Here is a 25534-nt window from a genome sequence, read left to right as displayed (position 1 = left end):
TATGAAAATTGAAATGCTGAGTACTGGTGACGAAGTATTACAAGGTGATATCGCCGATACCAATGCTGCATGGTGTGGCCAAGAGTTAAATGAGCTGGGTTTAAGCTTTAGCCGTCGCCAAACGGTGGCAGATAATATGGATGATATTGTTGATGCGCTGCAGCAAGCGGCTGAGCGCAGTGATTGGGTATTAGTTAATGGTGGCTTAGGCCCAACCAGCGATGACTTGAGTGCTGAAGCCGCAGCGCGGTTAACCGCTTGTGAGCTAGAGCTTAACCAAGATTGGCTAAAACAGCTTGAAGCTTGGTATGTGGCACAAAACACTAAAATGCCTGAGAGTAATATCAAGCAAGCTATGTTACCTAAGGGCGCAGTGTTAGTAGATAACCCTATAGGCACTGCATGTGGCTTTATAGTGGAACATGCTGGGGCAAAACTTATCTTTACCCCGGGCGTGCCTAGCGAGTTTAAGCGAATGCTCAAAGAACAGTGGTTTCCACAGCTAATCGCCGCAGCACCCAATGCGCAAGCCAAGGTTAAGCGCTTTTATACCTTTGGTTTGTCTGAGTCATCTCTTAGTGATCGCTTTAACGATTTAGCGCTGCCAGAAGGTGTTCACCTAGGGTATCGCTCGGCGCGTCCAAGTATTGAAGTTAAGCTGTTTTATCCGCGAGAGGCACCTCAATATGAGCAGCTAAGCCAGGTTGTTCGCAATGAGTTAGCCGATCATGTATTTACCGAAGACCAAGGCAATTGGGCCTTACATCTGCAACAGTTGATGATAGCGCAGGGCAAAAAGCTGGCCTTAGCTGAATCTTGTACCGGCGGGATGTTAGCTGCAGAACTGATTGCGGTTGCGGGAAGTTCTGCCTACTTAGATCGCGGCTTTGTTACTTACAGTAACCAGGCAAAGCAGCAAAGCATAGGGGTTCCAGCAGCAACTATTGAGCAATACGGTGCAGTATCAATTGAAACCAGTCAAGCAATGGCTCTAGGCGCGCTTAAACATAGCGAGGCAGATATTGCTTTATCGGTCACTGGCATCGCAGGGCCAAGTGGCGGTAGTGAGGATAAACCGGTAGGTACCGTTTGTTTTACCCTAGCAGAAGGCGATAAATGTATTAGCCAGCAGTTATTACTTAGTAATCGAAGTCGCTCGGTAGTACGTATTATGTCTACCGCCGTTGCTATGGATATGTTGCGTCGTTACTTAACCGGCTCGCCGGTACTCGGTGATTATCAGCACTTAAAACGTATTTGTAGCGCCGATAGAATCCTATAGCTGTAATTAGTTTAACAGCGCTTAGTTTCACGAAATTTATTTGGCACTAGTGTGGTCTGTTATAAAAAGGAGATGCTATGTGGTTGAAATTTAAACGTGATTGGGAAGAGCCTGAGTCGGCTGTTACCCCTGAAGCGCTGTTTAAGCAGCGCCGCAATATTATCAAAGGCTTTGGCCTTGCAGGAGCTGCCAGTTTGCTTCCTGTAACGGGGCAGGCTGCATCTTGGTTTGGTGGTGACGACGAAGAGCCAGCAGCAATAGTGCGACGCGCTCTCAATAAAACTGATATCCCTCCTTTGCATAACGATGCCTTAACGCCAGAGGCAAAAGCCATTAGCCATAATAATTTTTATGAGTTTGGCACTGCAAAAGATGACCCCGTTAAAAACAGCCGCCAGTTTAACCCTAATCCTTGGTCTTTCACCATCGACGGTTTAGTGGAAAAACCACTGACCTTAGATTTAGATGACGTAATGGCTAAAATGGCTTTAGAGCAACGTATTTACCGATTACGATGTGTAGAAGCTTGGTCGATGGTTATTCCTTGGGTAGGCTTTTCTTTGAGTGATTTGCTCAAACAGGTTAAACCCTTGTCATCGGCGCGTTATGTTGCTTTTGAAACGCTGTACGATCCAGAACAAATGCCAGGGCAGAAAAGCCGATTTGTTGGGGGCGGTATTAATTACCCTTACGTAGAAGGTTTGCGTTTAGATGAAGCCATGAACCCCTTAAGCTTTATGGCTGTGGGCATGTATGGCAAAACCTTACCTGCGCAAAACGGTGCGCCATTGCGCTTAGTTGTGCCATGGAAGTATGGGTTTAAGAGCATTAAGTCGATAGTGCGAATTCGCTTTACTGATGTAGAGCCGCCCACCACTTGGAATATTCTTTCACCTTATGAATATGGCTTTTATGCCAACGTTAATCCCAAGGTCGACCACCCTCGATGGAGCCAAGCGTCTGAACGTAGAATTGATGACGCGGGTTTATTGGGACGCAAGCGTATCGATACCGAAATGTTTAACGGTTATGGTGAGCAGGTTGCCCACTTATACAAAAACATGGATTTAACCCGCTACTTCTAATGGTGCTTAGGTGAGTAAAGCTATAAACAAAACGCTTGCTAGCTATCGATGGCAACTAAAAGGCTTGTTGCACCTGCTGTTATTATGCCCGTTGTTTTATTGTGTATTAGCGGTCGTTAATGGCTGGTGGGGAGGAGATCCGGTTCAGGCTATTATCCATTACCTAGCGAACAGTGCATTAAACATTTTGCTCATTACGCTGTGTTTAGCACCTGTGTCACGCAAGTTTAAATTACCTAGCTTATTAGCTTATCGGCGTTTAATTGGCCTTTATGTGTTCGTTTATGCACTGTTGCATTTAGCGGCTTACTTGGTGATTGATTTAGGTTTAGATTGGCAGCTATTTTGGCAGGAGAATTTACAACGACCTTACATTTGGTTAGGTATGATTGCCTTTGTGGTATTGCTAGCAATGAGCATTACTTCGCTTAAAGCCTTACAACAAAAACTGGGGCGCCGTTGGTTGCAATTGCATGGCTTAGTTTATCCTATAACCCTACTTGTTCTGGTTCACTTTTGGTGGTCATTAAAGTCTGGGTGGTTAGAACCGGTGCTTTACTTAGTCGTGGTTGCTGGCTTGTTTTCACTGCGAAAGATGCAAATTCAGCGTTGGTTGGGTAGTTTTAGTAATACCAATCACACTAAGTAAGTGATCAGAAATAACGCAGGAAAAATGCTCAAGAGTAAGGCAGGATTTTTTGATAAGTAGTTATTCTATAATCAAAAATTCTAACGCAGTTATCGAATATTTTGACCAGATAGAATGAACAGTTACTTAGTACGATTGGTATAAATAGCTACTTTGGGGTAGGGGCCTTCCACAGCGCGTAGTTGTTTTTGCCATTATGTTTAACTTGGTACATAGCTTGGTCTGCGCGATGGAGAATTTGGTTAAATTCTTCGTTGTGGCGGTGAAAACTGCACATGCCAATGCTAAGGCTTACCGCAACTTCGATATGGTTAAAGTTGTGTGGTTGATTGAAGTTATTAATCAATGTTTCAGCTAGTTGCTCCAGTTCCTTTCGATCACTAAAGGGTAGTAGCAGGGCAAACTCATCACCGCCAATGCGCCCCGCTTTGCCTCGTTTAGGGCAGCAATCATGGATACGTTTAGCACAAGCTTTTAGAATGTGATCGCCCGCAGTATGACCATATTGGTCGTTAATTGGTTTAAATTGATCTAAATCGATAAACATCAAGGTGCCGCCATTGGCATCTATGGTTTGGCAAAATCGGTTGAATTCCGTTTCAAATGCATGGCGGTTAAGTAAACCCGTCAGGGTGTCATGGTGGGCCAGCTTGGATAAGCGGTGTTGATCCACACGCAGTTGCGTGACATCGATATGCGTGCCTATCACTCGAAGTGGTTTGTTATCGCGATCATACTCTTGAATGGTGCCGCGGTCTTTAATCCAACGAGTACTGCCATCTTGGTGCACCATGCGGTATTCAATATTGTATTCATCGCTATGCCCACGAATCATCGATTCAAAAGCATCAATAGCTAGTTCTTTGTCTTCGGGGTGAAGGTTAGATTTCCAGTTTTCGTAGAGTGCTTCCTGCTCAGATGGAGAAATGCCACAAATTTTGCCGTATTCACAATTGTAAAGGCTAAGCCTACCGCTAGGGATATCCTGCTCCCAAAGCACAAGTCCGCTGTCGTTTAGGGCAATATTAAGAAGGTTTTTAGTGTCATCGAGTTGGGATTGTAGATGCCGATTTTGCTCACGCAACTCGGCGATTATCTTGTCGCTTTCATCCATAAATGCGGCTTCACAATGTGTTTACAATTGTAAGCAGCTTATCAAATTTTACTCTCGCTTTCCTATGATTATTTGACTCTCTGGTCAAATCTAAAGGGCGATACAGTTTTTTATTCCGTATCGCCAAGTTTACAAGTTGTTATTTAAGACCTTAATTCTTACCAAGAACCTGTGCTTGGCATAGATGCCCAAGGCTCTTGTGGAGGTAGAGATTCACCTTGTTGCAACAGCTCTACGGAGATCCCATCTGGAGAAACGATAAATGCCATGTGGCCGTCTCTTGGTGGGCGGTTAATGGTTACACCGGCATCTTGCAGTTTTTGACACAAGCCATAAATGTCTTCTACCGACACCGCAATGTGACCAAAGTTACGACCGCCGGTGTAGCTTTCCTGTTGACCATTTTCATCTGGCCAGTTGTAAGTTAATTCTAAGCAAGGCGCGTTTTCGGCTTTTACTCGCTCAATGTCTTCATCGGCAGCCAAATAGATAAGAGAAAAACGCCCCTGTTCGCTTTCGTAACGACGCACTTCGCTCATGCCAAGTAAATCGCAGTAGAATCGCATGGATTCGTCGAGATCTTTAACTCGAACCATGGTGTGAAGAAACTTCATATTGTCTTCCTGTTAGTTTAATAATGATTAGATTTTTGCTAATCCTGAGTAATGCAGAGATCCCCTTTGGGAATACAGCTACAACTCAAGATATAGCCTTGTTGTTTTTCATCGTCGGTTAATCCGCTATCTTCTAATACTTCAACTTCACCACTTTGCAGCTTAACTTTGCAGCTGCCACAAAAGCCGCCACGACAAGAGTAAGCTAAGTTTAGGCCTGCTTGCTCTGCTTGCTCTAACAAGTTTTGCTGATTGTTGCCTTGAAGGTAGGTATCCCAACTGTCGAATAAAATATTTAGTGCTTTAGTCTCTGAGCTGGTGGTTGCGTGATGACCAAAGCTCTCTTCGTAATAATCGTCTTCATGTAAACCTAAAGCTAACAGTTGTTCTTTAGCGCTTTGCATAAAGGTTTGCGGGCCACATACATAAACAGCGCGTTGCTCTAAATCTGCTACATCCATCAACATGCCACGGTTTAGGCGGCCTTGATAGCCTTGCCAGTTTTCAGGGGCTTGTTGGGTGAGTGTATAGCGGATACTACAGTGACTAAAGCTTTGGCTAAGTAGCGCTAGTTCTTGCTCGGCAATGAGATCCTTTTCACTATGAGCACTATGCAAAAACACAATGTCGCGGTCGATATTCAAATCACTTAAATAGCGCAGCATAGACAACATAGGGGTAATACCGCTACCGGCGGAGAGTAAAAGTAATTTGGCATTGTTGCTTTGCTTAACATGAAAATCACCATCGGGGGCATGGGCTTTTAAGCTCATGCCTGGCTTGAGGGTATCATGAAGCCAGTTAGACACTTGGCCATTTAACACCCGTTTAACGGTTATGGCTAAGCGTTGTGGGCGAGTGGGGGAGCTAGAAAGCGTGTAGTTGCGGCGCAGTGGCTTTCCGTCAACTTCAAACTCGAAGCCTATATATTGGCCTGGCAAATATTCGCTTAAGGCTTTCTCGGGGGCTTCAAAGATAAAGGTTTTTACATCGTGAGTTTCTTGTTTTACTGCTAAACAACGTAATTCAAGTGCCTCAGCTTGTTGCCACTGTTGTTTGTCTGGGGAAGCTTGGCTTGGTTTATTTACGTTTTCTGGGTAACGCTCTGGTGTGCGAGTTTCAAGCACTTCTACTGGGTCGCATAAGCTAATATTTCCGCTGTTAAGCGCAACGACATTTTGCCCAAAATAAAGATTCCCGTCTTCACCTTGGCGATACTTAGCTAGAGTACTAAGTGGTTCTTTATTGGCATCAAACTCACCGGTGCGCTGATCAAGGGTGGTAAATACACAACGTGAGCAAGGGTTTTGCACTTCAAATTCTACTTCACCAATCTTAAAGCGCTTCCAGCCGTCCTCGGCAAAGGCTTCAGTATTTTTTACCACTAAGTTGGGGCGAAATTGTTCCATGCTGTGTTTGGTGGTAGAGCGTAGGTTCAAGTCTTCAAGTGATGCTTCTGAGATCAATAACAGTGGGTAACCATCGGCAAAGGCGACTTGGCTGTCACGCTGTTTTACCAAACGAGATGAGTGTTCACCAAAAAATACTAAATGGCACTTTTCCCCCAAATAGCGACTAAACCATTGGTCGTAAGATTCACTGCAATGCTGGGCTTGCACTGTATCTTTCCAAATCATGATTTCTTTGTAGTTATGTGAGAACTCGGCATATTGTATCGTTAGGTTTGGCATGTTTTTGGCTCTTAGCTGCAAACCCGTTTGGGTAAGCGCAGCATGAACTTGAGCCAGCTTGGGATGAGTACGTGCGGTAATTTGTTTGCCATCCGGTTGGCAAACCACAAAGCGCCGATCAAAGGCTAAGCCATGTTCTTCAACAAAGGCATGATTTAGATGAATACCTGCGGTTGATTTAATCGGATAAACACTTAATTGACTAACACGAGCATCATTCACTGCTTGAGTTTCCTTTTGCCTATTTAATCTAGCAATAGTACTCAAGGTGATTTCATCAAGCTATAGCTAACGGGTGGTTTCCTCATGCTATTGGCTAAATAGTTCACTTGGCAAATTGAACACTAATATTTATACTGTTTTTATATACAGTTTTGAGGCGATAGCTGTGGCCGATTTACAGCCAATACAACGTAAAATAATCCATGTAGATATGGACTGTTTTTATGCAGCTGTTGAAATGCGGGACCAGCCAGAGCTAGCCAACGTTCCTCTGGCTGTGGGCGGTATGCGCAGCGGTCGCGGGGTGTTGACAACTTGTAACTACCTTGCGCGTGAATACGGTGTTCGCTCAGCCATGCCAACCCATAAAGCACTACAACTTTGCCCACATTTGGTATTAGTGCCTCCACGCATGCAGGTTTACCAAGCAGTGAGTAAACAAGTACAAGGCATTTTTCATCAATACGCCGATGCTATAGAGCCGCTGTCTTTAGATGAAGCTTACCTAGATGTAAGTAATAGTGAGGCCTGCAGAGGTTCGGCCACACTTATCGCGGAACAAATCCGCCAAGATATCTTTGCTAAAACAGGGCTAACAGCATCTGCTGGTGTGGCGCCTGTGAAGTTTTTAGCCAAAATTGCTTCAGATTTAAATAAACCCAATGGTGTATATGTTATTAAACCGCAGCAAGTCAGTGAGTTTATCGAGACCTTAGCGCTCGAAAAAATCTCAGGCGTTGGCAAGGTGAGCATTGAAAAACTGCATCATCAAGGTTTGTATACCGGCGGTGATGTTCGCCGTGCAGATAAAGACAAGTTAAAGCAGCTATTTGGTAAATTTGGCGAGATGTTGTGGCTGCGTTGTCAGGGGGTAGACGAGCGAGCTGTAAGTAACGACCGTAAGCGAAAATCGGTGGCGGTAGAGCGCACCTTTGCTAAAGACGAAGATAACCAAGCTATTTTGGTAGAGCGCTTGTTAGCCTTGCTGCCTGAGCTTAAGCGTCGCAGTGAAAAGCACTTAAAACAAGCCAAGATGAATAAGCTTGGGGTGAAGGTAAAATTTGCAGATTTTCAACAAACCACTAAAGAGCAACAGTGTCAGCATATTGATGAGTCGGCATTATTGGAGTTGTTTGAAGAGGCGCTTGCTAGAGGGAAGGGAAAGGCGGTGCGGCTAATTGGTTTGCATATTGGTTTGGCTTATGAGCAGCAAAACCAGTCGCCACAACTGGTTTTGCCGTTTGAATCGTTAACTACTTAACTTCATGCTGAGGATGATAAGCAAACTGGCACAGAAACCAGTTTGCCTTCTTAAACAGGGTTTACTATTTAGTTGGGATGTTTTTCAGCACACTGAGTAATAGTTGCCAGTATTTTTCTACAGCGGCAATTTCTACTTTCTCATCAGGGCTATGTGGGAATTTAATGGTAGGGCCAAAAGAAGCCATGTCCCACTCTGGGTAAGCGCTTTTAAATAAACCGCATTCTAGGCCGGCGTGAATAACCATTACATTTGGGCACTTGCCAAATAGCTCTTGGTAGCTTTGCTGAACCACATTTTTCATTACCGAGTTAGCTTCTGGTTTCCATCCAGGGTAGGCGCCAGTATGGCTAATTTCAGCGTTGGTTAAGCTGAACAATGACGCCAAGCTCGCTTCAACTTGTAAACGGCTTGAATCGATGAGCGAACGCACTAATATTTTTGCATCAATGGTTGATTCTGTTTGGCTAATTACGCCAAGGTTAAGTGAGGTTTCTACTACACCGGTAACGGTTTGACTCATGCTTACCACACCATTGGTGCAGGCATTTAAGCTGGCGATAATTTGTTGAGATAAGCTGGTGTTCAAGCTTGTCTCTGGAGTAGCAACCTGCTGGCTAGTAATGCTTAAAGCCGTTTCAACTAGGCCAAACTCGTCAACTATCTCAAGGGTTTGAGCTTCGATAACTTGCTCAAGCTCTGCGTGTTTGGCTGCGTTAAACACCAATTTACAGCAGGCTTCGCGAGGAATCGCATTGCGCAGGCTTCCGCCTTGTATCTCGCAAATGATTGGCTCAATGCCTTGCTGTTGCATGGCTGCCAGTAAACGCACTAATAATTTGTTGGCATTGGCGCGGCCAGTATCAATGTCGCAACCCGAGTGACCGCCTTTTAGGCCTTTAACGCTTAATTCAATGGCTAATTGATTACTTTGAGTTGCTTGGTACTCAATAGGAAAGCTCACGTTGGTATCGCCGCCACCAGCACAGCCCATGTAAACTTCACCTTCTTGTTCTGAGTCGGTGTTGATTAGCAGTTTACCTTCAAGCACTCCGGCTTGCAGACCAAAGGCGCCTGTCATGCCAGCTTCTTCATCAATGGTAAATAAGGCTTCAATAGGGCCGTGAGGGATGTCGTTACTGGTTAAAATGGCCAATATAGATGAGCCGCCAATGCCGTTATCTGCGCCCAGCGTTGTGCCTTCAGCGGTAACCCATTCGCCATCGATATAAGGGCGAATAGGATCTTTGGTAAAGTCGTGTTGGGTATCATTATTGGCTTGCGGCACCATGTCTAGGTGAGCTTGTAGTATTACGCCTTGGCGATCTTCCATGCCTGCGGTGGCCGGTTTCTTAATAATTACGTTGCCCACTTCATCTTGAAAATGTTCAAGTTGGTGTTCGGCAGCTAAACCCATTACCCAGTCAATCATTGCTTGTTCGTGCTTAGAGGGGTGAGGGATAGAACACATGGTTTCGAAGTGTTGCCATAATCCCTGGGGATGTAGTGAAGATAGTGTAGACACAAAGCCACCTTTTAAACTGTATTACTAGAATTAATAGAACTCTAGCAGCTCAAAACTTTGAATATAAGTCTGTTAATGTTCTTTTTAGTGGGATAATTGTTTGGGCGCAATAAAATATCTCTTTAACTAATGGTTTTGTTACTAGTGGCTAGCATGATAATCACTATCAAGAAAGCATCAAAATTCCCATATAAACTAAATAATTACCGCATTTCGAAGCATATTAACGTTATGAGTTGGTGATTTTAGCTTTTTTTGCTGATCTAGCGCAGGTTGGTTGCATCATCGGCTAGCTTCTTAGATTTGGGATGAATATAATGCCTCGCGATTTCTGCTAGCAGCATAATGGAATGCCTGTTAGTGGCCCAAAATAACCAACTGTCTGTCCAAGGAACATACGCCGTTATGTTAGAGAAACTATTTAAGCTAAAAGAGCACGGAACCAATGTGCGCACAGAGGTCATTGCAGGTTTAACCACCTTCTTAACCATGGCCTACATTATCTTTGTTAACCCTAGCATGCTTGCTGCCACCGAGATGGATCAAGGTGCAGTTTTTGTTGCAACCTGTTTGGCTGCGGCCATTGGCTGTTTCATTATGGGCTTGTACGCTAACTACCCAATTGCTCAAGCGCCAGGCATGGGCTTAAATGCCTTCTTCACCTATGGCGTTGTGCTAGGCATGGGCCACACATGGCAGGTAGCTTTAGGTGCGGTGTTCTTGTCGGGTGTTATCTTCATGTTGCTAAGCCTATTTAAAGTGCGTGAGTGGATTATTAACTCGATTCCGCAAACTTTACGTGTAGGTATTGCTGCAGGTATTGGTTTATTCCTTGGTTTTATTGCGCTTAAAAACGCAGGTATTGTGGTTGATAACCCTGCTACCTTAGTAAGTTTAGGCAGCGAAAACCCGCACCAGATGATTCTGGCTGCTTTAGGTTTCTTTTTAATCATTGGTCTTGAATACCGCAAGGTAAAAGGCGGTGTATTAATTTCTATTTTGGCGATTACGGTACTGTCTATCGTATTGGGTTACACCCAATATGGCGGCGTTGTTTCTATGCCACCAAACCCAGCGCCTACCTTTTTGCAGTTAGATATTATGGGGGCTTTAGATGTCACCATGATTAGCGTTATTTTTGCCTTCTTGTTTGTCGATTTGTTCGATACCGCTGGCACCTTAACTGCAGTTGCCCAGCGCGGAAACTTGCTTGATGAGAAAGGCCGTTTACCTAACCTTAAGAAAGCGTTGATGGCTGACTCTAGTGCCACTATCGCCGGTTCGCTATTAGGTACTTCTAGCACGACTTCTTACATCGAAAGTGGAGCTGGTGTAGAAGCTGGTGGCCGTACTGGCTTAACTGCGGTGGTTGTAGGCATTTTGTTTATTCTTGCTCTATTATTCTCGCCACTAGCGGGTATGATCCCAGCTTATGCTACAGCTGGTGCACTGTTCTATGTGTGTACTTTAATGCTGTCGGGCTTAATTAATGTAGATTGGACCGACCTTACTGAAGCCGCTCCAGCAGCGATTGTGGCTATCTTAATGCCATTGTCGTTCTCTATCGCTGACGGTATTGCATTAGGCTTTATTTCTTACGCGGTTATTAAGTTACTCGCTGGCCGTTATAAAGAGGTACCCCTCAGTGTTTGGGTACTGGCCGCTGTATTTGTGCTTAAGTTCGCGTTCTTCTAAAGCTTAGTCATTTTGAATGCATCCTAAGCCGTCACCTAGTGGCGGCTTTTTTTGTGATATATTTTATAAGTTGATAAGCAAGTGAGTAGATTGTTTTGAAAGAAAACCTGTCGGAAGTATTGTTTAAACCTCGAATTAATGTGGTGGAAACATCCACCGTGTCTAATTCGAGCGCGGCTCAATTAAGCGCTGTAGGCCAAGAAGAAGGTCGTAACTGGTACCGTATCTTGCGCAGAGAATACTGGGCTTGGCTAGGCTTGGATCCTATTGAAACCGAAAGCCTGTTTGCAGATATCGCAATGTGCGATAAACCACGTACTAGCGAGTTGCTTGATACCATTGGTGGGTACCAGCCGGGCAACTGGAACTACGAGTGGATGCAACGTGCAGTAAAACACCAAATTACGGCTAAAGATGCCGAGCAAAGTGGCCAGCAGCAAAAAGCCTATCAAGAGTTCTTACTCGCTAGCTATAGCGCCACTATTGCCGCGTACCCGCACTTTAAAGGCGACGATTTAGTTGCTTCTGCTCATGCTTTAGCTCACAGCAATTTAATGGCTGCTACAGAGCAAAGTAAATATCAATGTAAAACCATTAATATACCTATAGACGGTAAACAAGTTGCCTGTTACTTACACCTTCCTGATACCGATTCGGTAAAGCCTGTGGTGATGGTTAGTGGCGGCTTAGACACTATTCAAACTGAGCTTTATCCGTTTTTTGAACGCTTCTTAGCGCCTGCAGGTATTGCCATGTTAACCGTAGACATGCCAGGAGCGGGGCATTGTCTTAACTGGAAGCTACAGCAAGATAGCAGCCGTATTCATTTGGCTATATTAGATCACTTGCCAAAGGTGCCTTGGGTCGATGATGCGCGTGTTGCTATGCTGGGTTATCGTTTTGCCGGTAATGTCGCTGCTCGTTTGGCTTTTATTGCTGCCGAGCGTTTACGTGCTGTAGTCACTATCGGTGCGCCAGTGGACAGGCTATTTAGTGATATTCAGCGCTTCAAAAACTTACCGCAAATGTATCATGATTGTTTAGCTAACCGCAGTGGCGTGAATGCCGCAAATACTGAAGGGCTCTATTATCGCTGTTTACCTTTGTCCTTGAAAACTCAAGGCATACTGGGCGGGCCAAGAACAAAGTTGCCAATGTTTGTGGTTGGCCGTAAAAACGACGCAATATGCCCAGAAACCGATGTTTCTTTGCTTAGTATGGCTTCGCCAAATTGCAAGGTTGAAGTGCTGAAAGAGCTTGATTCACTACAAAATTACAATCAGATCTTCACTAAGGTCACGCATTGGCTACAAAAGCAATTGTGATTTAGCTTAATTGTGGTCATTATGGACATACGGTACGTTATACAAACTATTGTCCTACTGTGGAGAGATTAAGCGCATGGAAGTGACTTGGCCAAGCCATGGAAAGTTAACATCGAGATTTACGGCCATGGGTCCGTATTTTCGTAAAGAACACAGCAGCAAAGAAATGTACTTTTTTGATTGCCTTGCCTCTTGTGTAAGCTCTAAACCTGCAGCTGATGAACGCGAGTTTTATGGCTGGTGGTTTGAATTACGGGTAAACGAAGACAGTTTTGAATATCACTACTGGTTTGGTTTATACGACAAGCAAGGCGAATGGCAAGAAGGTACTATTCCGTCTAAACATCAAAAAGAAGTGCAGCAATCACTCGACATCTTTTATCAAAAGTTGTTGGATACACTGCAAAAGTTGGAGTTAGACCTAAGCGCTGCCCCCTCTTTGTCCCCCAATTTAGCTCTCCCGGCAGCGTAAGCCGAAGAGTTCCGCAAAAAAATGGCGCACAGGCTCTGTGCGTCGGTTTAATATCAGGTAGAATACTCGCTTTGCATTTTAGCCGAGTTGGAATAGTAAAATAGCATGTCGAAGCAAACCATCGTCGTTAAGTTAGGCACCAGTGTGTTAACCAGCGGCACGTCTAAACTTGACCGCGCCCACATGATAGAGCTGGTACGCCAATGCGCGCTGCTGCGAAAGGCGGGTCATCAACTTATTGTGGTTACTTCTGGAGCCATTGCCGCCGGTCGCGAACACTTATCGCTAACCCATGGCAATATCGCGCCCACCATTGCCAACAAGCAAATGCTTGCCGCAGTGGGGCAAAGTCGACTCATTCAAGTATGGGAAAGCCTGTTTAGCATCTACGATATTCACGTAGGCCAAATGCTGTTAACCCGCGCAGACCTAGAAGACCGTGAGCGTTTTCTTAACGCTAAAGACATGCTTAAAGCGCTACTCAATCATGGCATTGTACCGATCATCAACGAAAATGACGCAGTAGCCACTGCAGAAATTAAAGTGGGTGATAACGATAACTTGTCGGCGTTAGCGGCTATTTTAGGCGAAGCAGATAAATTGTTATTACTAACCGACCAACCTGGTCTATTTACTGCCGACCCGCGTAATAACCCGGATGCAAAACTCATTGAAGAAGTGGCAGAAATTGATGCCTCTATTCGCTCTTTAGCTGGCGATAGCGTAAGCGGTTTGGGTACTGGTGGCATGGCAACTAAACTGCAAGCCGCCGAAATAGCCGGCAGAGCAGGCATTGAAGTGGTGATAGCCGCAGGCCACAGTGAGAACGTAATTACCCGCTTAAGTGAAGGAAAAAGTGTTGGCACTCGTTTCCCGCCAACCAATAGCCCACTGGAAAATCGCAAACAATGGATTTTGGCTGGGCCTCCTCCACATGGCGAGTTAGTATTGGATGATGGCGCATGTAAAGCAGTAGTAGAGCGTGGTTCTAGTTTGCTGCCCAAAGGGATTACCGCGATTAACGGCGAGTTTAACCGCGGCGATGTGGTACGCATTGTAAATCCGCAAGGTGTTGAAATTGCCCGTGGCATTTGCCGCTATCCGGCTAAAGATATGAATTTAATTAAAGGGCTACATTCAGAGCAAATTGATAAGACTCTGGGTTATGGCTACGGATCAGTTGCGGTGCACCGTGACGATTTAGTTTTAAAATAGGAATTGTTAGATGAGCTTACAAACACTTGGTCAAAAGGCTAAACAAGCCAGCTTTGATTTGGCCACCTTAAGTACTAGCCAAAAAAACGCAGCCTTGGCGGCAATTGCTGATCAGCTTGAAGCTCAGCAAGAAAGCATTTTAGCGGCTAACAAAATTGATTTAGATGCAGCTCGCCAATCGGGTTTATCTGAAGCTTTACTCGATCGCTTAATGCTAAACAGTGAGCGACTAGCAGGTATTGCTAGCGATGTTCGCAACGTTATTTCGCTTAACGATCCTATTGGTAGCGAAATGGATTGCCGCGTATTAGAAAATGGCCTGCGCTTATCACGCCGCCGTGTGCCGCTTGGCGTAGTAGGGGTTATTTATGAAGCCCGCCCTAACGTAACTATTGATATCGCAGCGCTATGTTTAAAAACTGGCAATGCCAGCATTTTGCGTGGCGGTAAAGAGACCTTCCACTCAAACATGGCCTTAGTTGCTGTTATTCAATCTGCTTTAGAGCAAAGTGGATTGCCAGCAGCTGCGGTTCAATACATCGAAAAGCCTGATCGTGAACTGGTGGCAGAGCTGCTTCGTTTAGACGAATACGTAGATATGATTATTCCTCGTGGTGGTGCTGGGCTACACAAGATGTGTCAGGAAAACAGCACCATTCCGGTAATTATTGGCGGCTTTGGTATTAGCCATATTTACGTTGATAACTCGGTAGACTTAGCAGCAGCACTAGATGTTATTGAAAACTCTAAAGTGCAGCGTCCATCGGCATGTAATGCCTTAGACAGCCTGTTAGTTGACCAAAACGTAGCAGCCGAGTTACTGCCAATGCTAGCGGAACGCATGAACAAAGCCTCGGTTAAGTTAGTAGCTACCGAAAACGCCATGGCTGGCTTGGCAAATGCGCAAGACTTACAAGCTGCAGGCGAAGGTGATTTTGATACAGAATGGCTAAGCTACACTTTGGGTGTAAAAGTGGTTGCCGATGTAGAAGAAGCCATTGCTCACATGCGTACGCACAACGCGAGCCATTCTGACGCAATTTTGTCGAATAACTTAAATGCTGTAGAGCGTTTTGTGAATGCTGCTGGCTCTGCCGCTGTTTACGTTAATGCTTCAACCCGTTTCACCGATGGTGCGCAATTTGGTTTAGGTGCCGAAGTAGCAGTATCTACCCAAAAGCTGCATGCTCGCGGCCCAATGGGTTTAGAAGAGTTAACCTCTTACAAGTGGATAGGTATTGGTGACATGTTAGCTCGCCCTTAAGTTTTAATTCACTTATGCTAAAAGCCTGCTTTGCAGGCTTTTTTGTTTTTGGAATGCAGGAGTATGCGTATGTCTCGCCAACTTTGGTTAATTCGCCATGCTAAATCCAGTTGGGACGACCCAAGCTTAAGTGATAAACAACGCCCCTTAGCAGAGCGCGGCCACAAAGCTGCACAGCTTATGGCAAACCACTACGCTAGCCAGTTTTCTCAGCTTGAATTAGTACATTGCTCACCAGCACTGCGAGCCCAACAAACCTGCGAATATTGGTTAGCACAGCGCAGCCATTACCTAAAAGGCAGAGAAGTAGAAGTTGACCTTCAAACTTGTTGTGAAAATAGCCTATATACATTTCGCTGGGCAGATTTGCTGGTACATATACAAAGCTTGCCCAAGCAAACAAACAAAATTGCGCTAGTAGGGCATAACCCAGCCTTTGAAGACCTCGTTAACTACTTAACCGGTGAAGACTTAATTAAGTTCCCTACCGCAAGCCTAGCGGTGATTGAGGCGGATTTAGATTGGCACAATTGGAGTGAGCAGAGCGCCTATTTAAGTTTGTTTGATACGCCCAAGAAGTTGGCGGCGAGCTTGTAGGTTAGCTCTTATCTTAAGGCTCTTTAGCTTAGGTTAGCTCTAGAAGAGTGAAATCAAATTCCAGCGTTTTGCTTCCTTTTGAGTCACTTTGTTAGCGGCTCACTTTTACTTGGTGCTTACTTAATAAGAACTTACGTAAGTCTCGTTCTTCTCGCATGACATACAAGACATAGGCTTTATCAAGTTCTAACTTATAAAAAATCCGGCATGGACTAGCCATAACTTCACGATAGCTCAGATGCTCTAGCTCAGGAGGGATGCGACCAGACTCAGGGAACAACTCTAGCCTTTCAACTTTCTCGAAAACAGATTGAACCAAGAGCTTCGCAGCAACAATATTTTCTAGTGCAATATACTCAGCGATATCATTTAAATCTGATAATGCTGGATCAGTCCAAATTACTTCAGCCATTTAGACATCTTTTTCTTCGCGTCAGAGTGTGATGTAACTTTTCCATCGGTAATAGCACGCTCACCTCTAGCAATACCCTCAAGGATAGCTAAACGCTTTTGCATAAATTCATAGTCTTCAACATCAACTAAGTACGCCGAAGGCTTGCCGTGTTCTGTGATTAATACAGGCTCTTTGCTGTTATGTAGATCAGCAAGGATCTTCGTAGCTTGACGCTTAAGTGATGTCACTAATTCAACTTTCATGTTGTCGCTCCAAAGAATACTAAAGTGATACTATTCTATCACTTTAAGTTTCACAAGCATCTCGACAGCTAACGCGAGGCTATAATCACGAAGTGATGGCTAATAGTTATTTTCCGACTTAAGCTACCTGCGTCAGTCCAGCATGGATACAAACAGAGAACCAAAGTAAGAAACCTGATGCGTAGAGGTGTGCATATTCAAGCCGCAGTAGCCTGTGGCATAACCAGCAAAGGCCATGGATAAGCTCGAAAACACCGGGGATCTAGCAGGCATTATCAAATACTTATCTAAAACATCAGGGCTTATTTGCGCTTCGAGATTGAGGATAAAGCTTCACCATTTTACGTGACACGCCCTTAGCGGAGCCGCATGCAGGGTGTTGTGGGGCTGGAGGCTAGATACCTCCGACTATCCGATTAGATGTTTTCTAGCAAACTAATTTTGATTAAATAATTAAAGTTGTCCACATCTTTAGACTGCCAAAAATTTGAAAATTGAAATATACGTGCTTCTTTAAAACTAATTTTTAAGCTTTGAGGCGAATCCCATTCCACTTTGAAATATTTAACTTTTCAGCAATAAATAATGGTTCCTGATCTTTTATACTTTTACCTTTTGCAACGATAAATACTTGAGTGGCTGTACTGGCAGTTGCACCACAATTTTTATGAATAGATACGAAGTCAACTTTGCCTGCTTGATTGCTAACCCTTTCGACTTCTTCGATGCCACATAAACTATTTTCACAGCCAGTGATAAAAAAGAAAGTAAGCACCAAAACTAGAATTCTCATAAACAACTAACCGCTTATTAAGAGGAAAATTGCCTTGTTTAAACAAGGCAATTTTCCTACTTGCACTCATTTGATAAAGGTCAGATTACCACCTTTCCTAAGCTACATCAGCCATCTAGCTCTAAAAGTAACAAAAATGTCATTATGGAGGTGTGCTGGCGTCTGTGGAAAACCGTAACTGCCATTTGCAGGAGTATAAGCGCAGTGTTTTGTGGGTGAAGTTATAAGCAAAAAGTTATAAAAACGCTATAACTCTATGACAACTCTCTTGAAACTCTATCAGCCAACACCGGTAATTTTTGATACCTTCCACAAAGCATTTCTCTATCTCTTGTTCCTGTTATCTGCACTACGTAGGCTGCTTATAAATCCTATGTTGTAATGCTTAGCGAGTGCTTAAATGATGCAGATATTCCTAAATCAAGCTTGGCTGTTAAGTTCTCCAGAATATCCAGAGATTAAAGTAGCTTGCCAGATTCCCGGTGATAACCATTCAGCTTTGCTTGAGGCGGGGTTAATCCCCGATCCTTATCAAGCCTGTAATGAAGCAGATGTTCAGTGGGTGGGTGAGGCTAATTGGACGCTATCTACTCGCTTTGAGTTAAGCGCTTCGCAGCTCGACAGCGACTTTATCGATTTACATTTAGGGCGTGTAGATACCGTTGCCGATATCTATATTAACCAGCATTTAGTTGCGCAATGCGACAATATGTTTCGTTTGTGGTCTTTTAATATTAAGCCTTATTTAAAGGCTGGCAGTAATCAGCTGCAAGTACGGTTTTCCCGTTCTGATTTAGCCGCAAAGCAACGAGCTAGTACTTTACCCTTTGCCGTCCCTTCTTCCATGGGCAACAACCAAATTCCTTATATGAATAGTTTACGCAAGTCGCAGTGTCACGCTGGCTGGGATTGGGGAATTTGTTTGATGGTGAATGGTATCTACGATCCGGTAGAAATTAAGTTCACCAACCAAGCTCGATTGTTAGCTGTGCAAGTTGAGCAGCAGTGGCATGACAACAGTGTGGATGTGTTGGTTAAGGTTAGTCATGACTCATCTTGCCGCTCACCAATTGATATTCAATTTGCAGAGCATGCCTTGCAAATCCAGCCCTCAACTGAATCATCCATTACTGAGGCGCGATTCCACATTGCGGAGCCACAGCTATGGTGGCCAGCAGGTTATGGTGAGCAGCCTTTATATTTGCTGCAAGTTAAGTTGGCTGAGCAGCTTATTGAGAAAAAGATAGGCTTACGAAAACTAGAGCTAGATACGCGAGCCGATAGCCATGGTTCTGCGATGACCTTTGTGATTAACGATTGCCCCGTTACCGCCAAAGGCGCTAACTGGATCCCGCTTGATGCGATGCCATCGAGGCAAACAACAGAGCGTTATCGCCAGCGATTAACTGATGCTAAAACCGCCAACATGAACATGTTGCGGGTTTGGGGCGGCGGCCAATACGAGGCAGATGAGTTTTATCAACTGTGTGATGAGTTAGGCTTAATGGTGTGGCAAGACATGATGTTTGCTTGCTCATTGTATCCATCTACCGATGACTTTGTGGCCAATGTGCAGCAAGAGTTAAGCGACCAAATTCAACGTTTACGCGACCATAGCTGCATTGTGCTGTGGTGTGGCGACAACGAAGTGATTGGCGCAATTAATTGGTATCCAGAATCCAAAGCTAATCGAGAGCGCTATGTGGTGAATTACGACAGGCTTAATCGCGCTATTCAACAGACGGTAGAACAGCATGATGCTAGCCGGGTATTTTGGCCTAGTTCGCCCTGTAATGGCGCATTAGATTATGGTGATGCGTGGCATGACGACAGTAAAGGCGATATGCACTTCTGGGATGTTTGGCATTCGGGTAAATCTTTCTCTGCTTACCAACAAATTAAGCCTCGTTTTTGCTCTGAGTTTGGCTATCAATCTTGGCCTTCATTGGCCGAGGTGAAAAGTTTTGTGCCCAAAGATGACTGGAATATTTGCTCACCCACTTTTGAGGCTCATCAAAAGAACCCTAGTGGTAATAGCATTATTACCGAGATGTTTACGCGGATGTTCCGCTTTCCGGCAAACTTTGAACAAATGCTTTATTTGAGCCAAGTGCAACAAGCCTTGGCGATAAAAACGGCCTGTGATTATTGGCGAGCCAATAGCCCCCAATGCAGAGGCATGCTGTATTGGCAGCTTAATGATAATTGGCCGGTTAGCTCGTGGTCGAGCATCGAATATAGCGGCCGCTGGAAGCAGTTGCACTATCACGCCAAGCGTTTTTTTGCTCCGCAATACTTAAGCTTTTTAGAAACAGATGAAGCCTTAGAGTTACGCCTTATCAACGATAGTGCAGCTTCAAACACTTTACGTTGTGACTTACAATTTGTCACTTGGCAAGGGGAGAGAGAGTTTAGTAAAGAGCTGGAGTTTACTATAGCCGCTGATGGAAACGAGGTGGTTTGGTCCACCCCCCTAACAGAGCTGAACCAACTGCGCACTCAAGGTTTTTTCATTGTTAAATGGCGCTCTAATGGTGAAGAGCTGCAAAATACTTGGGTGGGAGGTACCTACAAAAGCCTGCCAATTGCTAACGCAAAGGTGAGTGTACAAGCTGATGAAGTAAATCGAAGTATTACTCTAAGTACCGACAAACCTGCTTTGTTTGTGCATCTAGAGAGCGACGCGAATGGCCGTTTCTCTGATTCAAGTTTTACTTTACTGCCACAACAGCCAATAAGCCTTGACTATATTGGTGATGAGTTTGAGCTCATGGCTCGCAACTTAAGGGTTTATCATCTAGCTAATAGTTACTAAATGTTAATCTTTTCGACTTGGTACTAGCCTAAAAGATTTGAGCATTAATCAATAAGAGAGCCTAGGCTCTCTTATTATTTTTTCAGTTAAAATTTAAAAGAAACCCAGAGGGTTAACATCGTAACTCACTAGTAGGTTTTTGGTATTTTGATAATGAGAAATTGCCACTTGGTGCGTTTCTCTGCCAATACCCGAGCGTTTGTAGCCGCCAAACGCTGCATGGGCAGGGTAGGCATGGTAGCAGTTTATCCATACTCGACCTGCTTCAATTTTACGCCCCATACGCTGCGCTAAGTTCATGTCGCGAGTCCATACGCCTGCGCCTAGGCCATATTCGCTATCGTTAGCAATGGCCAGTGCTTCTGCTTCATCTTTAAAGGTGGTAACAGAGATGACCGGGCCGAATATTTCTTCCTGAAATACTCGCATGTCATTAGTGCCTTTTAAGATCGTTGGGCTAACGTAATAGCCGTTATTGTGCTCACCCGGTAACACAGCGGTGACACCGCCAGTTAATACCTCGGCACCTTCGTTTTTGCCGATCTCTAAATAACTCATAATTCTATCTAGCTGCCCTTTAGAAACCTGAGCGCCAACTTGGGTGTTAACATCTAAGGGATCACCTTGCTTAATGGTTTTTACTCGCTCTAATACCCGTTGCATAAACTTATCGTAAATAGATTCCTGAATTAGTGCGCGTGAAGGGCAAGTACATACCTCGCCTTGGTTGAAAAAGGCTAGAAGTAGGCCTTCAATCACTTTATCCAAATACTCATCTTCGTGGTCTATGACATCGGCAAATATCACATTGGGCGATTTACCGCCTAGCTCTACGGTGGAAGGAATCAGTGAATCTGCCGCGCATTTAAGAATGTGTTGGCCAATTTCGGTAGACCCAGTAAACGCTAGTTTGGCAATGCGAGGGCTAATGGCTAAGGCTTGGCCAGCCTCTTCACCAAATCCGTTTACTATATTCACCACGCCTTTTGGAATAAGGTCTTCGATTAACTCCATTAATACCATAATGGAAGCAGGAGTTTGTTCGGCGGGTTTAAGCACCACACAATTACCTGCTGCTAAGGCTGGGCCGAGTTTCCAGGCCGCCATTAGCATTGGGAAATTCCAAGGGATAATTTGACCCACAACGCCTAGTGGCTCGGGGAAGTGATAACTTACAGTGCTGGCATCTAAGTCGGCTGCACCGCCTTCTTGAGCTCGAATACAGCCAGCAAAGTAGCGGAAGTGATCAACCACAAGAGGCAGATCGGCATTGAGCGTTTCGCGGATCGCTTTGCCATTTTCCCAAGCTTCGGCCACGGCCAAATACTCAAGGTTCTGTTCAATTCTATCGGCAATGCGCAACAACATATTTGAGCGTTCGGTAACTGAAGTGCTTCCCCAGCTTTCTTTGGCTGCATGGGCGGCATCTAAAGCAAGACCGATATCGTCAGCGTCTGAGCGAGCCACTTGGCAATAAACCTTACCATTAACCGGAGAAGGGTTATCAAAGTACTGGCCGTTTACTGGCGCTACCCATTCGCCGCCAATAAAGTTGTTGTATTGCTCTTTAAAAGTGATTAACGAACCTTCGGTACCTGGCTGTGCGTAAACCATAGTCAATTCCTTTTTGTTTTGTTATCAATATGTTTCTTGTGAGCGCGTTTCGTGACACGCCTGCGCTTTACATAGCAAGTGCTAAGCCATTGCGTAGAAACTTGTTGTTAACAAAATGTAAAACTATGATTATTCACACAAACAATTTTGCACAGTGTGAGTAGCGAAATCTAGCCGGCTTAATGGGCTTGTCACACTGTTACTTTTTGGCACAGTTACATTGTCTCACTATGGAACACTGCAATGACCAACAAGCTACAACTTCCTAGCTCTATTAATGCATCTTGGTTGCGCAGCCAAGACGCCGGCCTGCAAGAGCAAGTTGCTCCTCAGGTTTTACGCTTGGCTAAAACCGAGTTGGCAGAGCGCCATCATCGACAACAAGCGTTGATTTCATTGGTGGAGCGCTACGCCTATCCTTTGTTTGAGCAAGTAATGGCACATAGTTCGAGCAGGCTCATTTTGTCGGATGTAGACGGTTACCTTATTCACCATTGGGGAGTGAAACGCTACAACGATAAGTTGGCAACTATTGCGCTAGAGACTGGGGTGAATTGGTTAGAGCGATATAAAGGCACCAATGCGATTGGTACCGCTATTGCCACTGGGCAAGCTGTATCGGTAATTGGCGAGCAGCACTTTATTCAACAGCATCGCTTTATGAGTTGCAGCGCTTGCCCAATCTTTAGTCCGAAGGGCGAAATGCTAGCCATATTAGACATCACCAGTGAGCAACAACGGCATACTCAGCAAACCATGTTGCTTGCTGCTAGCCTGGCCCAGCAAGTTGAAACAGCCTTGTTATGCCAGTTGCCCGAGAGCCATTATCGGGTTGATCTTGCCGCGCAACCGCATTTGCTCAACTCTGGGTGGCAAGGCATTGTGGTGGCCGATAGCGAAGGCAAGGTATTAGGCTTAAACCCAATGGCACGTCAGTTGGTGGATAAGTTACATGTAGGCGAAGCCTTGGCCAGTCACTTTGGTGAGGATTGGCAGCAAGCTCACTTGGCAGATAAGGCAAACCTTCATCTGCAAACTAAGGCTTTAAAAACTAGGTCAATCGTTAGTAAAGGCATTTCTAGTAAGAGTGAGTCTCGCGACCCTCGGGTTAATTCCGCTTGGTGGCAAGCTTGCAAGGTGGTGAGTAAATCAATTCCGCTGCTCATTTTAGGTGAAACTGGTGTAGGTAAAGAGCGTTTTGTAAAACAGCTGCATCAACAAAGCCAACGAGCTAGCAAGGCCTTACAAGCCGTAAATTGCGCAGCCTTGCCAAATGAGCTGGTGGAAGCTGAGCTGTTTGGTTATCAAGCTGGCGCATTTACTGGAGCCAACCCCAAGGGTTTTGTGGGGAAAATTCGTCAAGCTGATGGTGGATTTTTGTTTTTAGATGAAATTGGTGAAATGCCTTTGGCTGCCCAAGCGCGTTTATTACGGGTACTGCAAGAGCGAGAAGTGGTGCCAGTGGGTGGCAATCAGGCCTATAAGGTAGACATTCAAGTGGTTGCAGCAACGCATGTTAATTTGCAGCAAAGGGTGAGTGAAGGCTTGTTTAGAGAAGATCTTTATTATCGCTTAAAAGGTTTGCAGATAAGCCTGCCAGCCCTGCGGGAGCGCAGCGACATTGGTTTGCTCATTAATAAGCTTCACCAACGTTATTGCGAGCATAAACAAGATATAGAGCAGCGCTTGTTTAGTAAAATGTTGGCGTATACTTGGCCGGGTAATTTGCGTGAGCTAGATAATTTTATGCAAGTGGCTTGTTTAATGACCGAGCAGCAAGCCTTGCTACGCAGTGCTGATTTACCCGATTCGTTGCAACAGCAACTGGCCTTAACTAGCCCGCTAGAGCAAAACTGTGAACAAGCAGAGCTGCAGCAAACCATTGAGCAAAACATCGCGCAGGTTTATCAGCATTGCCAAGGTAACGTGACGAAAAGTGCCAAACTGCTAGGCATTAGCCGCAATACCTTGTATCGCAAGTTACGCCAACTAAAACTTAAACATTAAAAAAGAGAGCCTAGGCTCTCTTTGGTTTTTTAAGGTAGTTGATTACTGATTTGCGTCTGTTGGGCCGTAAATCTTATATTCACCCGACATTTGCAGTACTGCAAACATGTGCAATAAACCGTCGTAGTAACGCCACTTACCGGTTGGCGTAGCTTGTTTCCACAAACGTTCGGTGAACTCTTTGGCCTCTTGGCTATCGGTAATTAAAGCAGCAGTGCCGTTCATTGCGTTTTGGCCAGAGCTGCCCCATTCAGATGCAACCTTTCCGCCCATTTCATGTACCGCAAAGTTTTGGCCTTTGCGTTTAAATTCATCAGCATAGAACGAAATTAAACGGTCAGCTAACTCGGTTTGGCGAGGGTCATCGTTAAACCAATGGTAGTCCATGGCAATGTTACCAATTACGCGGAACGCATCGTAACCAGATTTATGGCTAATATCGTTAAACGAGGTTTTTTGTGGAGTACCATCAAAAGCTGCGTATTCAGAGTACAAGCCTGTTTCTGGGTGGGCTGCGTTATACAAGTAATCGCGACTTACTTGTGCAGCATCAAGCCATAGTTGTTGGTCTTCATCTGCCCAACGGCCCAGTAGCTCATAAAAAGCAGCCACGTGGTAAGACGGATCGGTGTATAAACCTAAGCTTTTCTCGGTAACAAATAGGATTTGTTTTTCATCGCGGTTAAACATAGGAACCTGCGAGTCAGTCTCTTCTTTATTAACCATGGCTTGCAGAATTACGTTAGCTTCATCGCTATATTGGAAAATACCTTCGCCGGCACCCCAGCGGTTCTCTGCAAAGAATAAGGCCATAGCAAAGTAAAGCTCGCCGTCTGGTGCAGGGTTGTTATCCATTTTGGCAAACGGTGCTTCTGGTCTTAAATGCCAAGCAAAGTAATCTTTGTACCAACCTTCATGGTGTTGCATGTAAGTTTTAGAGAACTTCCAAAGCTTATTGAACATCTCTTGGTCGTCCATTTGCACGGCGATCATCATGCCGTAAGACATACCTTCCGAGCGAATATCGTTGCTACCAATATCTTTAATGAAGCCCATGTCGTCACCAACCGGGAAAAACACCGCTTTGCCGCTTTCACTGCGAGAATCAGAGTAAAACAGCTGCTGGTAAGTATCTTGTACTTTTTTATTCACTTGCTCTGGTGAAGCGATACCTAGTTCAACAAAGGCATTGCGGTATTCACCAGTATAAAAAGCCCCAGGAGCACTAATGTTGCTGGTGCTAGTGTTGCTTTGCTTCGTTGCTGGAGCAGAAGATTGCTCAACGGGAGCCGCGCAAGAGGCCAAAGCTAAAGGCAAGGCGCAAAACGCCAAGGTTTTCACCGTTTTCATTAAAGTATGACGGTGGGGGGTAAAAGTATTCATAGTCATAATATGCTTTGTTACCTTTGTTCTAATTGTAATCACTGTTCATAGGGCTTTTAAATAGGTGCTAAGCCAAACGATGTATTCAGGCTAGTGCAAAGGGCTGGGGGCTTATACTGTGATTTTCCGCAAAAGACTGTGAAATCTGGATAGTTTGCGTTGCATCGGCATAGTCTGGCCAAGGCAAACAAATATGGTAAAAGCAGCTGTGTAAATTTAATAATTACCGGAGGGGAATTATTGTTCATTTATAG

21 protein-coding genes are annotated in these 25534 nt (G+C 44.8%); 12 read left to right on the top strand and 9 right to left on the bottom strand.

Going from position 1 to position 25534, the window contains the following annotated elements; all coding sequences use genetic code 11:
* The first annotated feature begins 1 nt into the window (after nucleotide 1).
* From K5L93_RS03525 to msrQ, 3 genes are all read left to right on the top strand, one after another.
* Nucleotides 2-1282: a CinA family nicotinamide mononucleotide deamidase-related protein gene (locus tag K5L93_RS03525; RefSeq protein WP_220718495.1), complete on the top strand. Its 1281-nt coding sequence runs from the start codon at nucleotides 2-4 to the stop codon at nucleotides 1280-1282.
* Between the two features lie 77 nt (nucleotides 1283-1359).
* A complete protein-coding gene (gene msrP, locus K5L93_RS03520) occupies nucleotides 1360-2367 on the top strand; it encodes a protein-methionine-sulfoxide reductase catalytic subunit MsrP (protein ID WP_220718494.1) in 1008 nt (335 codons plus the stop codon).
* Between the two features lie 10 nt (nucleotides 2368-2377).
* Nucleotides 2378-3016, top strand: a complete 639-nt coding sequence (gene msrQ, locus K5L93_RS03515; RefSeq protein ID WP_220718493.1) for a protein-methionine-sulfoxide reductase heme-binding subunit MsrQ — start codon at nucleotides 2378-2380, stop codon at nucleotides 3014-3016.
* A gap of 148 nt (nucleotides 3017-3164) precedes the next feature.
* On the opposite strand, the gene K5L93_RS03510 is transcribed toward msrQ, so the two are convergent.
* The 3 genes from K5L93_RS03510 to K5L93_RS03500 all read right to left on the bottom strand — a co-directional run bounded on the left by K5L93_RS03510 (nucleotide 3165) and on the right by K5L93_RS03500 (nucleotide 6657).
* Nucleotides 3165-4130, bottom strand: a complete 966-nt coding sequence (locus K5L93_RS03510; protein WP_220718492.1) for a GGDEF domain-containing protein — start codon at nucleotides 4128-4130, stop codon at nucleotides 3165-3167.
* A 158-nt stretch (nucleotides 4131-4288) separates the two neighbouring features.
* On the bottom strand, nucleotides 4289-4744 hold the full coding sequence (gene gloA, locus K5L93_RS03505; RefSeq protein ID WP_016402238.1) for a lactoylglutathione lyase: 456 nt from the start codon (nucleotides 4742-4744) through the stop codon (nucleotides 4289-4291).
* 38 nt (nucleotides 4745-4782) lie between these two features.
* Nucleotides 4783-6657 carry a hybrid-cluster NAD(P)-dependent oxidoreductase gene (locus tag K5L93_RS03500; protein WP_220718491.1) on the bottom strand — a complete coding sequence of 625 codons (1875 nt, stop codon included), beginning with the start codon at nucleotides 6655-6657 and terminating at the stop codon, nucleotides 4783-4785.
* 166 nt (nucleotides 6658-6823) lie between these two features.
* Between K5L93_RS03500 and dinB the strand changes: the two genes are divergently transcribed.
* Nucleotides 6824-7918 (top strand): DNA polymerase IV, encoded by a 1095-nt coding sequence (dinB, locus tag K5L93_RS03495; RefSeq protein WP_220718490.1) that lies wholly within the window; start codon nucleotides 6824-6826, stop codon nucleotides 7916-7918.
* Nucleotides 7919-7982: 64 nt separating this feature from the next.
* Here dinB and K5L93_RS03490 read toward each other — a convergent pair whose 3' ends face one another.
* The gene (locus K5L93_RS03490) at nucleotides 7983-9443 is read right to left on the bottom strand and encodes an aminoacyl-histidine dipeptidase (RefSeq protein ID WP_220718489.1); all 1461 of its coding nucleotides are present in this window, start codon (nucleotides 9441-9443) and stop codon (nucleotides 7983-7985) included.
* A 405-nt stretch (nucleotides 9444-9848) separates the two neighbouring features.
* Between K5L93_RS03490 and K5L93_RS03485 the strand changes: the two genes are divergently transcribed.
* The 6 genes from K5L93_RS03485 to K5L93_RS03460 all read left to right on the top strand — a co-directional run bounded on the left by K5L93_RS03485 (nucleotide 9849) and on the right by K5L93_RS03460 (nucleotide 16011).
* Entirely contained in the window at nucleotides 9849-11138 is a 1290-nt protein-coding gene (locus tag K5L93_RS03485) for an NCS2 family permease (RefSeq protein ID WP_220718488.1), read from the top strand.
* A gap of 95 nt (nucleotides 11139-11233) precedes the next feature.
* Complete coding sequence (locus K5L93_RS03480; protein ID WP_220718487.1) at nucleotides 11234-12463, top strand: alpha/beta hydrolase; 1230 nt, start codon at nucleotides 11234-11236, stop codon at nucleotides 12461-12463.
* A 76-nt stretch (nucleotides 12464-12539) separates the two neighbouring features.
* Nucleotides 12540-12935: a sigma factor-binding protein Crl gene (gene crl / locus K5L93_RS03475; protein ID WP_220718486.1), complete on the top strand. Its 396-nt coding sequence runs from the start codon at nucleotides 12540-12542 to the stop codon at nucleotides 12933-12935.
* Between the two features lie 105 nt (nucleotides 12936-13040).
* Nucleotides 13041-14150: a glutamate 5-kinase gene (gene proB / locus K5L93_RS03470; RefSeq protein WP_016402228.1), complete on the top strand. Its 1110-nt coding sequence runs from the start codon at nucleotides 13041-13043 to the stop codon at nucleotides 14148-14150.
* Between the two features lie 10 nt (nucleotides 14151-14160).
* Nucleotides 14161-15414, top strand: coding sequence for a glutamate-5-semialdehyde dehydrogenase (locus K5L93_RS03465; RefSeq protein ID WP_220718485.1), 1254 nt, complete (start codon nucleotides 14161-14163; stop codon nucleotides 15412-15414).
* 69 nt (nucleotides 15415-15483) lie between these two features.
* Nucleotides 15484-16011, top strand: a complete 528-nt coding sequence (locus K5L93_RS03460; RefSeq protein WP_220718484.1) for a SixA phosphatase family protein — start codon at nucleotides 15484-15486, stop codon at nucleotides 16009-16011.
* A 91-nt stretch (nucleotides 16012-16102) separates the two neighbouring features.
* Here the strand turns inward: K5L93_RS03460 and K5L93_RS03455 are convergent, their stop codons facing one another.
* The 3 genes from K5L93_RS03455 to K5L93_RS03445 form a co-directional block, all read right to left on the bottom strand.
* On the bottom strand, nucleotides 16103-16423 hold the full coding sequence (locus tag K5L93_RS03455; RefSeq protein WP_220718483.1) for a type II toxin-antitoxin system RelE/ParE family toxin: 321 nt from the start codon (nucleotides 16421-16423) through the stop codon (nucleotides 16103-16105).
* Nucleotides 16411-16668 (bottom strand): type II toxin-antitoxin system Phd/YefM family antitoxin, encoded by a 258-nt coding sequence (locus tag K5L93_RS03450; protein ID WP_220718482.1) that lies wholly within the window; start codon nucleotides 16666-16668, stop codon nucleotides 16411-16413. Before K5L93_RS03450 ends, K5L93_RS03455 begins: the two co-directional genes overlap by 13 nt.
* Nucleotides 16669-17194: 526 nt before the next feature.
* Complete coding sequence (locus K5L93_RS03445) at nucleotides 17195-17461, bottom strand: hypothetical protein (protein ID WP_220718481.1); 267 nt, start codon at nucleotides 17459-17461, stop codon at nucleotides 17195-17197.
* A gap of 400 nt (nucleotides 17462-17861) precedes the next feature.
* Between K5L93_RS03445 and K5L93_RS03440 the strand changes: the two genes are divergently transcribed.
* On the top strand, nucleotides 17862-20276 hold the full coding sequence (locus K5L93_RS03440) for a beta-mannosidase (protein ID WP_220718480.1): 2415 nt from the start codon (nucleotides 17862-17864) through the stop codon (nucleotides 20274-20276).
* Nucleotides 20277-20369: 93 nt separating this feature from the next.
* Here K5L93_RS03440 and exaC read toward each other — a convergent pair whose 3' ends face one another.
* Nucleotides 20370-21890, bottom strand: a complete 1521-nt coding sequence (gene exaC, locus K5L93_RS03435; protein ID WP_220718479.1) for an acetaldehyde dehydrogenase ExaC — start codon at nucleotides 21888-21890, stop codon at nucleotides 20370-20372.
* A gap of 243 nt (nucleotides 21891-22133) precedes the next feature.
* Between exaC and K5L93_RS03430 the strand changes: the two genes are divergently transcribed.
* Nucleotides 22134-23897, top strand: a complete 1764-nt coding sequence (locus tag K5L93_RS03430) for a sigma-54-dependent Fis family transcriptional regulator (RefSeq protein ID WP_220718478.1) — start codon at nucleotides 22134-22136, stop codon at nucleotides 23895-23897.
* Nucleotides 23898-23939: 42 nt separating this feature from the next.
* On the opposite strand, the gene K5L93_RS03425 is transcribed toward K5L93_RS03430, so the two are convergent.
* Nucleotides 23940-25286, bottom strand: coding sequence for a family 8 glycosyl hydrolase (locus K5L93_RS03425; protein WP_220718477.1), 1347 nt, complete (start codon nucleotides 25284-25286; stop codon nucleotides 23940-23942).
* Nucleotides 25287-25534 lie beyond the last annotated feature (248 nt).

The organism is Agarivorans litoreus, from assembly GCF_019649015.1.
Lineage (GTDB): Bacteria > Pseudomonadota > Gammaproteobacteria > Enterobacterales > Celerinatantimonadaceae > Agarivorans > Agarivorans litoreus.
The sequence above is the reverse complement of the archived record's forward strand: the minus strand, read 5'-3'. Positions and strand labels throughout refer to the sequence as shown.